The organism is Deltaproteobacteria bacterium, assembly GCA_016210045.1.
Lineage (GTDB): Bacteria > UBA10199 > UBA10199.
The window spans coordinates 1-12,572 of sequence record JACQUX010000019.1; the positions used below are offsets into that span (position 1 = coordinate 1).

Below are 12,572 nucleotides of genomic sequence, written 5' to 3' on the forward strand. Positions count from 1 at the left end.
CCCCAGGGGCTCTCGCAGCCGTTTTCTCCTTGCGAAATCTAAAGTCGAAAACGGCGAGGGCGAGCGCGCGGCGCCTCGATGGCGCCGCGAGAGCGTACCCTGGGGCCCCGGGCCCATCCGCCTGGCCCTCGCGTTTCAAATGGGCCAGTGCGATGCTCCCATCAGGTAGCGATTAAGTGAATTCCGCTTGAACTCCCTTTGCCACTTCGCCTACAAGCCGGACTTCATGTGGCTGCTTGCAGCGGAGGGGCTCGTTAAACAGTATCGCAGTAACGGCAGCGAACTCACTGTCTTACGCGGGGCATCGCTCATGGTCCGCAGCGGCGAGTTTGTCGTGCTCTACGGGGCCTCGGGTTCTGGCAAATCGACGCTCCTCCATGTGTTGGGGGGGCTCGATCGTCCGGATGCGGGTGAAGTCGCGTTTCAGGGGCAAGCCTTGTATCGCCAATCGGAAGCGGCATTAGCCGCGTATCGCAATACTGCGGTCGGATTTGTCTTTCAGTTTTACCATCTCCTCCCGGAGCTTTCCGTGGAGGAGAATGTCATGCTCCCGGCGTTGCTGGCCGGGTTGCGACGCTCCGCGGCCCGCACCCGGGCCCGCGATTTACTGGCTGCGGTCGGCTTGTCGGAGCGCCTCACGGCCACACCGGGAACCTTGTCGGGCGGGGAACAACAACGGGTCGCTATTGCCCGTGCGCTCATTCAGACCCCGCCGTTGTTATTTGCCGACGAGCCGACCGGGAATTTGGACCCGGAGCGCGGGGCGCAGGTCATGGCCCTGCTGCGGGGGTTACAACGGGGACGCGACACGACCGTGATTATGGTCACACACAACCGCGAGCTGATGTTGCCGACCGATCGGCGTCTCGAGTTGCGCGAAGGGATGATTCATGAAGCCGCCTAAAGGCTTATGTTGGGTGTTGCTGGTGGCGTTACTCTGTCCCATGCCATGGGTGGCGCACGCGGGCGGGCAAACGATCAAAGGGATCGCGATCGTCGGCAATCAATCCGTCAGCACGGCGGCGATCCAAGCCGTGTTGCAGAGCCGCGTCGGCCAGCCGTACGATCCGGCCACCGTGGAGGCGGATCTCCGTGCACTCTTTAAGCGCGGCGGATTTGCGGATATCCGCGTGGAGCGGGAAAGTGTCGGCGGGGGAGTCCGACTGATTTACCACGTCGTTGAACGGCCGACCGTGCTGTCGATCCGCTTCGAAGGGAATAAGAAGATCAAAGAAAAAGATCTGCGCGAAAAGATTACGATACGCGAGTATCGGGCGCTCGGCGGAGAAGAACTGGCGCGCGCCGTCGAAACGATGCACCAGATGTACGAAGAAAAGCGTTTTTTTCTGGTCGACATCGACTACGATCTGCAGCCGCGCGAAGGCGGCGCCGATCTCGTGTTTCGCATCAAGGAACACGGTAAGGCGGGAGTGCGGCGCGTGCAATTCGTCGGCAATCATGTCTTTTCGGATCGCGACCTCAAGAAAGTTCTCAAGACTAAAGAACGCGGCTCGTTTCCGTTTCGGCGCGGCAAATTCGATCGCGAAGGCCTCGCCGCCGATCTCGCGCTGCTCGGCCGCCATTATTTGAACCACGGCTACCTGCGCATCCACATCGCCGAACCGCAAATTGAAATCAGTAAAGACAAACGACATATCTTCCTGACCTTCACGATCGATGAAGGTCAGCAGTACCGCGTGAAGGATATCCGCGTCGAAGGCGATATCGTCACCACGCCGGAAGAGGTTCGTGCACTGATCACCACGAAACCGGGCGAGATTTATAAACATGAATTAGTCGAGACGGATTTGCAAAAGCTGAATCTGTTTTACGGCACGCTCGGCTACGCGTTTGCGAATGTCCAACCCATTCCGATGCCAAACGACACCGATGGTACCGCCGACTTGATCTTTGCCATCAGCAAGGGTCGCCGTGTCTGGATCGATCGGATCAACATCAACGGCAACAGCAGCACGCGCGACAAAGTCATTCGACGTGAAGTCTTAGTGAAAGAAGGGGACCTGTTTAATCGTCAACTCATCGAAGACAGCCGCGCGCAGTTGATGCAACTCGGCTACTTCGAAAACGTCGATATCGCCACGCCGCGCGGACGCCGACCGGACAGTGTCGATCTGAATTTCACCGTGAAAGAACGGCCGACCGGCACCTTCAATGTCGGCGCGGGCTTCTCGACGGCGGAGAGTTTCTTCCTGACGGCGTCGGTCTCGAAAGAAAATTTCTTCGGCCGTGGACTCTCCGGCCAATTGGCGGTGGAACTGAGTAAAATCCGTCAGCAATACATCATTAATATGACCGATCCGCATTTCCTCGATTCGGATTGGATCCTCAGCGCCCAAAGTTCGCGGACGGTCTATCGCTATCCGGAATACGATCGGCGCGCATTCGGCGGCGGCTTTTCGCTGGGCCATCGCTTCATGAAAAATTTCACCGCGAGCCTCGGCTACCACGCCGAAGACGTGAAGGCGCTGAACTTCCAATTCACGGTCCCCGAAGTGTTTCGCCAAAATGCCAGCGGCCTGACGTCGTCCATCACGGGGAGCCTCTCCTACGACACGCGCGACAATCGGATCTATCCGCGCAAGGGCCTGTTCGTGAACGTCTTCAACGAAGTCTCCGGCACGAAATTAGGCGGCGACAACGACTTCTATCGGATCAACGGCGCCGCGCGTTTTTACCAACCGATCTGGAAGGGTGTCGGAGGACGTCTCTTTGGCAAAGTCGGCTACATTAAAAGTCTCGGCGATCGCAGTGTTCCGCTCTATGAGCGCTACCTGCTCGGCGGCCCCAATTCGATGCGCGGCTTTAACTTCTGGACCGTGGGCCCGAGTCTGCGCATTCCAACCGGTCCCACCTCCGGCGACGCCCGCTTCGTCTACGGCGGCAATAAAATGGTGCAAATGAACGCCGAAATCGAAGTCCCATTATACGAGCCGGCTGGATTGAAGGCCGTGGCATTTGTCGACGTCGGCAATGCGTTTGCCGAAGACGAGCCGTTCTCGGCCCGCAATCTGCGCAGCAATTACGGCATGGGCTTACGCTGGCTGTCTCCACTCGGTCCGCTGCGTTTCGAATGGGGCTTCCCGTTCAAACGGCGCGACGGCGAGGCACGGACCGTCTTTAACTTCACTATCGGGGAATTCAACTAAGCGGGGCCGACATGCGCAAGCGCACCCGCCAAGCCACACCGGAGCCTGAACTCAGAACCACTGCGCCAATAGTGGAGCTGCGCGATCCCGACGAGACCTCTCGCGCGCTGGTCCCGCTCGACCCATTGGCGCGCTATTTGGGCGAAGTGCGCCGCTATCCGTATCTCACGGAAGCGGAAGAACGCGCGTTGGCGATCCGCGTCCGTGAGCACGGCGACGTCGACGCCGCACGCCAATTGGTGCAGTCGCATTTGCGGTTAGTGGTCAAGATCGCGATGGAATATCGGAGCGCGTATTACAACTTAGTCGATCTGATCCAAGAGGGGAGCGTCGGCTTGCTGGTGGCCGTCCGCAAATACGACATCGAAAAAGGCTCCCGACTCTCATATTATGCGTCGTTGTGGATTCGGTCATATATCTTGAAGTATATCCTCGATAACTTTCGCCTGATGAAGATCGGGACCACGAAGGAGCAGCGCAAGTTATTCTTTAACTTAGTGCAGGAAAAGCAGCGGATGGAGGCGCTGGGATTCAAACCGGATGCCCGGTTATTGGCCGGTCGTTTAGGGGTCACGATCAAGGCCATCGAGGAAATGGGTCGACGCCTCGAGCAGCCGGAATTGGCGCTCGATGCGCCGGTTGGTCACGAATCCAAGTCGGCCACGTTCGGCGATTTCGTCGCCGACAACGACGTGCCGATCGACGAAAAACTCGCGCAACAAGAATTTAAGGATGCGCTGGCCGAGCAGCTGCAAAGTTTCGTGCACCAATTGAAACCGAGAGACGCGCAGATCTTCCAAGAGCGGCTGTTGGCGGAAGTTCCCAGGACTTTACAAGAGATCGCGGATGAATATGGTATTACCAAGGAGCGGATCCGCCAGCTAGAAGCCAGACTCGTCGTGAAGCTGCGCGAACATTTAATGAAGGCCGGAATACAGGGGACTGGTGGCTAGTGACTGGTGGCTGGTAAAAAACGTACGAGTCAAAGTAGTAACACTGGGCGAAAAGCCCAGTGAAAGCGACCTATATAAAGGAGCACGACCACCAAGCCCGAGGCAACACGAGGGCCCCCCGAGTGGCCGATATTATGTAACATGGCGGCCGTAAGCGGACCCCATACGCCCCTTGGCGGCCGCCATGTTACATAATATCTCTTATGCGACGTAATATAGTAACCAAGCCGGACCTCGACGCCACCCTCAGTGGAGCCCTTGACCGTGGGGTCAGCCGACTGCTCTCGCACCAAACCCCAGATGGCTACTGGTGGTATACGCTCGAGGCCAACGAATCGATCGGTGCGGAATATATCTTCCTTGAACATTGCCTCGGCATCCGCACTGCCGGCACATGGGAGCGACTCAGCGCCCGAATGTTGAGCGAACAACATGAAGACGGCAGCTGGCCACTCGCATACGGCTGTCCCGGCGATCTGAACGCCACGTTAGAATGTTACGTCGCGCTGCGGATGACCGGCCATGCGCCCGAGTCCGCACCGTTATTGCGCGCTCGGCAGTTCATCGTCCGCAATGGCGGTTTGGAACAGGCCCGCGTCTTCACCCAGATCCATTTCGGCCTACTCGGCCTCGTCCCGTGGACACGTCCGCCGGCGATGCCGGTCGAAATTATGCTGTTGCCCAGCTGGGCCCCGTTTTCGATCTATTCGTTCTCCAGTTGGGCGCGGGCTTGCATCGTCCCAATCCTGGTCGTGATGGCGCGCCATCCAGTCTACCCACTGCATCTCCCGCATTTAGTCGCCGAACTGGTGGCCGATCCCGCAGCCGCCGACGCGACCCGGGAACCGCGCGGCGATATTTGGCGGGAATTTTTCCACTGGGTCGATCGGATGCTGAAGCTCACGCAGCCGGTCGTCAAGCGATTGCCAACCAAGGAAATGGCGCTGGATCGCGCCATTGAATGGGTCCGCACCCATTTGGCCCGCACCGAAGATATTTTCCCCGCGCTCGCGTTTGGCGCGTTGGCGCTGCGGGCGATGGGCCTCCCGGTGACCGACCCGAGCATCACGAAGGCGTTGCGGGCGCTGCAACGCTTCCAACACACCTATGCCGGTCCCCTCCCCGCGCTGCCCTGCCCTGATCCGCAACTCGATCCCGACGAACGCTGGCGCTACGAACGTTCGCGCATCGTGTCGGACGCGCCGCAGTTGCACCAGCAGTGCTGCATTTCGCCGGGTTGGGACACGCCGTGGGCGCTGTGTGCGTTGCGCGCGGCCGGCGTGACACCGCGCCATCCGGCGATTGCCAAGGCCTGCACGTGGTTGCTGCAGCAACAAGTCGTCGGCTGTCACGGCGATTGGCACAAGAAAAACCCGGACGGTATCCCCGGCGGATGGTCGTTTGAATTCGAAAACGATTACTTCCCCGATATCGACGACACGCTGCAAATTATTCTCGCCCTCGAGGGCCAGCGGGATGCGGAGTCGGCGGTAGAACGCGCGTTGCGCTGGTGTCTCAGCATGCAAAACGACGACGGCGGATTCGCCGCGTTCGACAAGAACAATTCGCTCGCGTTGGTGAACAAGATCCCGTTTGCCGATCACGGCGCCTGTCTCGATCCGTCGACGCCCGATATCACCGGCCGGATGTTGTTGTTACTGGCGCGGCGTGGCTACACCGGACGCGACCGCGTGGTGGCCCGCGCGTTAACATATCTCAAGAAGACCCAAGAAGCGGATGGGTCCTGGTTTGGCCGTTGGGGCGTGAATTATCTTTACGGGACGTGGGCGGTCCTCAGCGGATTCGCCGCCCTCAGCCATCCGACCCAATCGCGCGAAGTGACGCGGGCCCTCCACTGGCTGCGCGCGGCGCAACAAGACGACGGCGGGTTCGGCGAATCGGTTGCGAGCTATCCGGAGAACGGCTACGTCGCGGCGCCGAGCGCTCCGTCCCAAACCGCATGGGGTTTAATGGGCCTGCTCGCCGCCGGCGCCGCGGCGAGCGACGCGGCCGTCCGTGCCGCGCAGTTTCTGTTAGAGCGACAACAGCCCGACGGCGGCTGGGACGAACGCGCGTTTACCGGCACCGGCTTCCCCGGCCACTTCTATCTCCGCTACCACGGCTATCGTCACTTCTTCCCCGTCTTGGCGCTCGCGAAATATCGGGCAGCCATATCTTTGGCTTGACCAAACCGTATTTGGTCGTTACGCTGTCTGTATGAGTTCCCGACCGACGTTGCGCAAAAAGACGCTGTTATTGCCGCAAGATGTCCTGACGCAGGCCCAGGCCTTTCTCAAAGTCCGCACGGAACGGGAAACGGTGATCCGCTCGCTGGAAGAAGTCCTGTGGCGGCGTCACTTGCAATGTTTCTTAGCACGACGCCCGTGGAAAGGCTTCCGTCTCACTCAGCGCGATCTGGCCCGGATGCGTCGGGAGTAACACGTGTATCTGATCGACACTTCGGCCTGGATCAATTTTCTCCGCAAGCGCGATGATCGCTTAGTGCCGTTTCTGGAAAGTCGAACGGCAGCCCATACGGATATTGTGGTTTTCGAGCTGTTGTCAGGCATTCCGAGTGCTGATCAATCGGAACTGAACCGTTTTCTCGCACTGTTCGCGTCGCTCCCGCTGACACAGGCTGCCGCGCTCAAAGCCGCAGCGGTCGCCAGCACGATGCGTCGTGCCGGCACGCGCCCTCAGACCACGGACATGTTAATCGCCGGCGTCGCTTTGATTCACGATGCGACTCTCATCCATCGCGACAGCGATTTTGAACGGATCAAGCGGTATTGCCCCTTATCGACGATTGAACTGTGAGCGCATCGCATCGGACACCATCACGATTTCCCCTTCCGCTCTCGCGGGCGCAGCCGGATGCGGGCTTCGATTTCGAGTTCGTGGTCGCGGAATAAATTCTTGGCCAGTTGCACGACATCGACACTCTGAAAGGCGCGCTGGATCTCGTGACGGATCAGTTTGAGGATCTCGTGTTTTCGTTTGTCGACTTGCGCCAGCACAAACGCGGTGGCGTCGCGTGGCAGGCTCAGCTCCTGGATCGCCTTGCGGACCCCTTCTTCAGTCATCCAGAGCGCGCCGACACCCATGCGGATCAGCTTACTGAGTCGACCAGGGGCATCGCGCTCGCTCATTGGCGTCCCTTTGTTTTGCGCGGGCGGCCGGTTTTCACTTTCGCCTCCGCGCGCGCTTTAAAGGCCGCGAGCGTCGCGGGGAGATTCCCTTCGACCAGGGCGTTTGTGACCATTTTCGGCACCAGCATCCCGAGTCCGATATCGACCGTGTACGTCGCTTCCGTGCCACCGTTGGCGGTCTTCAATGCCCAGCTGCCATCGTTACTGCGCATGAATTGGCCTTGGACCAAATGCCAGCGCACGCCCTGCGGCGGTGCGAGTTGCATCCGCAACGTGTAGTGGATCGTGGTCATCAGTTGGAGGCGAAACTCCACGTCTTGGCAATCGCCGTCGGTCCGCACCACACGTGCCGACGTGACATCGCTTAAGAATTCCGGATAGGCGGCGAAATCCGTAATGACCGCAAATACCCGCTCGATTGGGGCATTAATCAGTATCGTCCGTGTCACACTCGCCATAGGGGGCCTCGCATAATACCCCATCTGCGTCGTTGCCCGACAAGCCGCGATCCTCACGTACAACCGAGTACGCTCCGGTCGCGGCTTGCCGGGCGCCTCGCATCTGGGGCATTCTTCAAGGCCCCCGACAGATAGTTACGTATTCGGAATGCGACTCTTATGATGGCATTCGATATACCGGACCGTCCCGGTCTTGCCGCGCATCACGACGGAGTTCGTTTCATAGCGGATGCCGCCTAAGAACCGCACGCCTTTCAAGAAGTCGCCGTCCGTGACGCCGGTCATCGAGAACACGACCGGGCCGCGCGCCAAGTCCTGCAGCGTATAGACACGGTTCAAATCCGTGATGCCCATTTTTTTGGCCCGCGCCCGTTCGTCGTCGTTGCGGAAGATGAGTCGGCCTTGAATGTCGCCGCCCATACACATCAGCGCAGCGGCCGCCAACACCCCTTCCGGCGCCCCACCGATCCCCATCAGCAAGTCGACGCCGCGCGACGGACGACAGGTCGCGATTGCGCCGGAGACATCGCCGTCCGGGATCAGCTTGATCCGCGCTCCGGAGCGACGCACTTCCATGATCAGGTCTTCGTGGCGCGGGCGATCGAGAATGACCACGGTCAAATCTTCGACGCCGCACCGCTTCGCCTTCGCGATCCGCTTCAAATTTTCCGTCGGCGTCGCTTCCAAATTGATCAGGCCTTTTCCGGCCGGCCCGACGGCGATCTTGTCCATATAGACATCCGGCGCATTGAGGAATCCGCCGCGTTCCGTGGCTGCAATGACGGCGCTCGCGTTGTTGCCGCCGCGCGCGGTGATCGACGTGCCTTCCAGGGGATCGAGTGCAATGTCCAACTCCGGACCCTTGCCGGTGCCGACTTCCTCGCCGATGTACAACATCGGGGCCTCGTCGCGTTCCCCTTCACCGATCACGATACGTCCGCGGATCTCGAGCATATTGAGTCGGTCGCGCATCGCATTCACGGCGACTTGGTCGGCCTCGCGTTCGTTGCCGCGGCCCATCAAGCGTGCGGCCGCGATCGCGGCGGCCTCGGTGACTCGTACCAATTCTAACGCCAAGTTGCGGTCGGTGAGTGTGGTCGTGTCCATAAAACGCTCCTTCAGTTTGCGTAAGCAGTGCCGCAGCAAGTGCATGCTCACTCCTCACGCGTTTTCGCTCGGATCCACTGGGATTCCGCCATATAGGAACTGCGCACAAAAGGGCCGGAGAAGACGTGCCGAAACCCGAGCGCTGCACCGAATTGTTGATACTGCGCGAATTGCGCGGGTGGGACAAATTCTGCGACCGGGTAGTGCTGTGCCGTCGGCTGGAGATATTGGCCGATCGTGACGACGTCGCAACCGACGTCGCGCAAATCGCGCAGCGCCTGTTCCATCTCGGTCGGCGATTCGCCCAGCCCGACCATCAGGCCGGATTTCGTCATGGTCTGCGGGAACAAGGTCTTGAAATGTTGCAACACGGCCAGCGAGCGATCGTAGCGGGCCTTGCTGCGAATCTGTGGCGTTAAGCGCCGCACGGTTTCCAGGTTGTGATTAAAGATGTCGGGTGCGGCGACACCGACGATTTGCAGGCAATCCGTGCGGTCGTGAAAATCGGGCACTAACACTTCGATCGTCGTAGATGGCGTGGCGGCACGAATGGCGTGGATCGTCGCGGCGAAATGGGCGGCGCCCTCATCCGGGAGATCGTCGCGCGCGACCGACGTGACGACCACGTGATGCAGCCCCATGGCGGCGACTTGTTCCGCGACGTGGCGCGGTTCATCCGGATCCAACGGCGCGCCGCGCCCATGTTGCACGGCGCAGAAGCGACACGCGCGAGTACAGACCTCGCCGCAGATCATGAACGTGGCCGTGCCGCGCGAAAAGCATTCGCCGATATTGGGACAGCGCGCCTCTTCACAGACGGTCGTCAAGCGTCGTGCCCGCAAATGGCTCTTCAACGCGTGGATGGCCTGGTAATCCCCCGCCGATTTTTTCAACCACGGCGGAAGGCGGCCGATCCGGCCTTGTGGGGCGTTAGGCTGCGTCACGAAGCGCCTCTTAGTCGCGAACGTGCGGTGCGTCAATGGAAAGCGGCTTTCTCCTAGTGACTGGTGAAGCGGGCTGGCAAGTCGATTCAGCGCCCACATTTGCCGCGTATCGTGCTGGCGTAGTGATGGGCCACGCAGCGGACGGGATTGTCCGCTAAAAAAAGCCACTGCGAACATGTGGCTTCGAGGGCCTGGCGGAAACGGTTTTGCGCCTCGGCATCGGATTCGCAATGGAGATCGACCGACAATGTCGCTTCGCCGAATTTTTGTCTGAACGTATAGCTGCCAAATTCTGAATCGGAGTATTCCTTGTCTCCGCTGTCTTCTTTCACAACACCGTTCTCCATCAGGAACGACCCATGGCTCGAGGAAGTTGTGATCGTACAGCCGATCCCAGCGAGGCAGACTAGAGCCGCCCAACGCGTCAGTCCAATAGCGATTGGATCGACAGGCCGTGCTGCGGCGCGACCGACACTCCGTCGTCCCGACGGAGATGCCAGCATCGTGAAATGCGATCCGCGCGGATTTGGCGCCACCGCGGTCCCAACTCCCTCAGACCGCCGAGTCCGTGCCGCGTGCACTGCATGCACGCCATTCCGAAACACTCGAATATTGCCCATATGCCCTGCCCTCCTTCGCTCCCATTATCGGCCGCATGCTGAATAAGTTGCGTGGAGAGATATCTGCGTGATCCATCACCCCACCTGCCCTAATTGCAGCCGCTCGCCCCAGTGGGCGATGACGGCGGTGCGGAGAGCGGGGTTGGCGGCGAGCGTCGGGTCGTCGTGGATCAGTTGGAATGCGGCGTCACGGGCCTCGCGCAGGACGTCGGCGTCTTCGAGCAACCGCGTGACACGAAAACCGGGGAGACCCGATTGGCGAGTGCCGAGGAATTCGCCGGGACCGCGCAGCCGCAGATCCTCTTCGGCTATCCGGAAGCCGTCGGTCGTTTCACACAAGACTCTCAAACGCGCATAGGCCTCGTCGCCCAAGCGATTACTGCTGACGAGAATGCAATACGATTGATGCATGCCGCGTCCCACGCGGCCGCGGAGTTGATGCAATTGCGATAATCCAAAACGTTCCGCGTGCTCGATCACCATTACCGACGCATTCGGGACGTCGACGCCCACTTCCACTACTGACGTCGTCGCGAGGATCTGCGCGTCACCCGACTTGAAGGCTTGCATCACGGCGGCCTTTTCGTCGGTCTCCATTCGGCCGTGCAGCAGGGCCACGCGATAGGTCGGGCCAAAGGCCACCGTCAGTTCAGCCGCCATATCCGTGGCGTTTTTCAGATCCACTTTTTCGCTTTCGGCGACTAACGGATAGACGACGTAGGCTTGGCGTCCGCGGGCCAGTTCTTTGCGCATCCCGTCGTACAAGCGCACGCGCTGCACTTCAGTGTAGTGCTTCGTGACGATCGGCGTGCGGCCGACCGGCAATTCATCCAACACCGACGTGTCGAGGTCGCCGAAATAGGTCATCGCGAGCGTCCGCGGAATCGGCGTGGCCGACAGGACCAACAAATGTGGGCACGTTGCCTTTTGGTGCAACACGAAACGCTGCATCACACCAAAGCGGTGTTGCTCGTCGATCACGATCAGTCCGAGACGCGCGAATTGGATATCGTCTTCCAGCAATGCGTGTGTCCCGATCAGCAACGGCAATTCCCCGGCGCCCAGCTGCGCGACGATTTGGCGCCGTTCCGCCGTGCGGGTCTTGGCCGTCAGCAGCGCCAACGGGATCCCGAGTTGGGCACACCACGGAGTCAGCGTCTGCCGATGTTGTTCGGCCAAGATCTCAGTCGGGGCCATAAACGCAACTTGCCAGCCGGCCGCGATCGCCTGCACACAGGCCCCAGCGGCAACGGCGGTCTTGCCGCTGCCGACATCGCCTTGCACTAAGCGTTGCATCGGACGGCCGGATTGTAAGTCGGTCGCGATTTCGGACCAGACGCGCCGTTGCGCCACCGTCAGCGTGAACGGGAAACAGCTGCAGAGCGCGGTTTCGCGGGCTGGGTCCCACGGGATGCGCGCGGCGCTCCGTTGTTCCACTTGGGCACGCCGCAACGCGAGGCCCAGTTCAAGCAACAGGGCCTCTTCAAAAATGAGTCGTCGGTGCGCGGCACTGCGACGCGCGTTCAACGCGGCAACATCCGTGGTTGCCTCGGGAAAATGCAGCGCCTCCAGCGCCTCGCGTCGACCGATCAGTTGATAGTGGTCCGCCAACGCTGGCGGGAGCGGGTCCGTCAGCTGCGGGGCAAAACGGTCCCAGGCGACCGCGACGATCTTGCGCACGAGGCGCTGGCTGACCCCTTCGGTCAACGGATAGACCGGCAACAGGCGTGCCGCCGTGTTGGCGTCGGTGCCGTCGTCGACGGCTTCAATTTCTGGATGAATGAACTGTTTGACGCCGCCGAACTGCGTGACCTCGCCGTAGAGCAGGACCCATTGGCCGACCGGGAGGATGCGTCGCAAATAGTCCTCGCGAAAATGAAACCACTTGGCCACTACTGGGCCGCTCCCGTCGTCGCACAACACCTCGAACACCGGCCGCCGTTGTCGGCCGATCACGCCGGCCCCGCACGATCGGACCCGCGCGAGCACGCTGCGCTCCGGTCCCACCGCCACATCTCCGGTGCGGTCAATCTGACGACGGTCGATATAGCGATGCGGCAAGTGCCACAACAGATCGGCGACAGTGCGGATTTCCAGACGCAGGAGCCGTGCCGCAAGCCCAGGACCGACCCCTTTCAGATATTGCACCGGGGTTGAGAGGTCCTGCACTCGCG

At 60.4% G+C, this 12,572-nt stretch carries 12 protein-coding genes; 6 read left to right on the forward strand and 6 right to left on the reverse strand.

Translation table 11 applies throughout. From position 1 onward, the window contains the following. The first annotated feature begins 226 nt into the window (after positions 1-226). From HY696_05900 to HY696_05925, 6 genes are all read left to right on the forward strand, one after another. Entirely contained in the window at positions 227-904 is a 678-nt protein-coding gene (locus HY696_05900) for an ABC transporter ATP-binding protein (GenBank protein MBI4237933.1), read from the forward strand. Beyond that, on the forward strand, positions 891-3,167 hold the full coding sequence (gene bamA / locus HY696_05905) for an outer membrane protein assembly factor BamA (protein MBI4237934.1): 2,277 nt from the start codon (positions 891-893) through the stop codon (positions 3,165-3,167). The genes HY696_05900 and bamA overlap by 14 nt, the downstream gene beginning before the upstream one ends. Positions 3,168-3,178: 11 nt before the next feature. Next, positions 3,179-4,120: an RNA polymerase factor sigma-32 gene (locus tag HY696_05910; GenBank protein ID MBI4237935.1), complete on the forward strand. Its 942-nt coding sequence runs from the start codon at positions 3,179-3,181 to the stop codon at positions 4,118-4,120. Positions 4,121-4,323: 203 nt separating this feature from the next. Then, the gene (locus HY696_05915; protein ID MBI4237936.1) at positions 4,324-6,306 is read left to right on the forward strand and encodes a squalene--hopene cyclase; all 1,983 of its coding nucleotides are present in this window, start codon (positions 4,324-4,326) and stop codon (positions 6,304-6,306) included. 31 nt (positions 6,307-6,337) lie between these two features. Beyond that, positions 6,338-6,559 carry a hypothetical protein gene (locus tag HY696_05920; GenBank protein MBI4237937.1) on the forward strand — a complete coding sequence of 74 codons (222 nt, stop codon included), beginning with the start codon at positions 6,338-6,340 and terminating at the stop codon, positions 6,557-6,559. A gap of 3 nt (positions 6,560-6,562) precedes the next feature. After that, on the forward strand, positions 6,563-6,937 hold the full coding sequence (locus tag HY696_05925) for a PIN domain-containing protein (protein MBI4237938.1): 375 nt from the start codon (positions 6,563-6,565) through the stop codon (positions 6,935-6,937). Positions 6,938-6,957: 20 nt separating this feature from the next. Here the strand turns inward: HY696_05925 and HY696_05930 are convergent, their stop codons facing one another. The 6 genes from HY696_05930 to recG all read right to left on the reverse strand — a co-directional run bounded on the left by HY696_05930 (position 6,958) and on the right by recG (position 12,567). Beyond that, positions 6,958-7,269, reverse strand: coding sequence for a hypothetical protein (locus HY696_05930; protein MBI4237939.1), 312 nt, complete (start codon positions 7,267-7,269; stop codon positions 6,958-6,960). Then, positions 7,266-7,727: an SRPBCC family protein gene (locus HY696_05935; protein MBI4237940.1), complete on the reverse strand. Its 462-nt coding sequence runs from the start codon at positions 7,725-7,727 to the stop codon at positions 7,266-7,268. Before HY696_05935 ends, HY696_05930 begins: the two co-directional genes overlap by 4 nt. 135 nt (positions 7,728-7,862) lie before the next feature. Continuing rightward, positions 7,863-8,834, reverse strand: a complete 972-nt coding sequence (gene glpX / locus HY696_05940; protein ID MBI4237941.1) for a class II fructose-bisphosphatase — start codon at positions 8,832-8,834, stop codon at positions 7,863-7,865. A 47-nt stretch (positions 8,835-8,881) separates the two neighbouring features. Then, positions 8,882-9,877 carry a lipoyl synthase gene (lipA, locus tag HY696_05945; protein ID MBI4237942.1) on the reverse strand — a complete coding sequence of 332 codons (996 nt, stop codon included), beginning with the start codon at positions 9,875-9,877 and terminating at the stop codon, positions 8,882-8,884. Further along, positions 9,865-10,398, reverse strand: coding sequence for a hypothetical protein (locus HY696_05950; protein MBI4237943.1), 534 nt, complete (start codon positions 10,396-10,398; stop codon positions 9,865-9,867). Before HY696_05950 ends, lipA begins: the two co-directional genes overlap by 13 nt. A gap of 75 nt (positions 10,399-10,473) precedes the next feature. Beyond that, complete coding sequence (gene recG, locus HY696_05955; protein ID MBI4237944.1) at positions 10,474-12,567, reverse strand: ATP-dependent DNA helicase RecG; 2,094 nt, start codon at positions 12,565-12,567, stop codon at positions 10,474-10,476. Positions 12,568-12,572 lie beyond the last annotated feature (5 nt).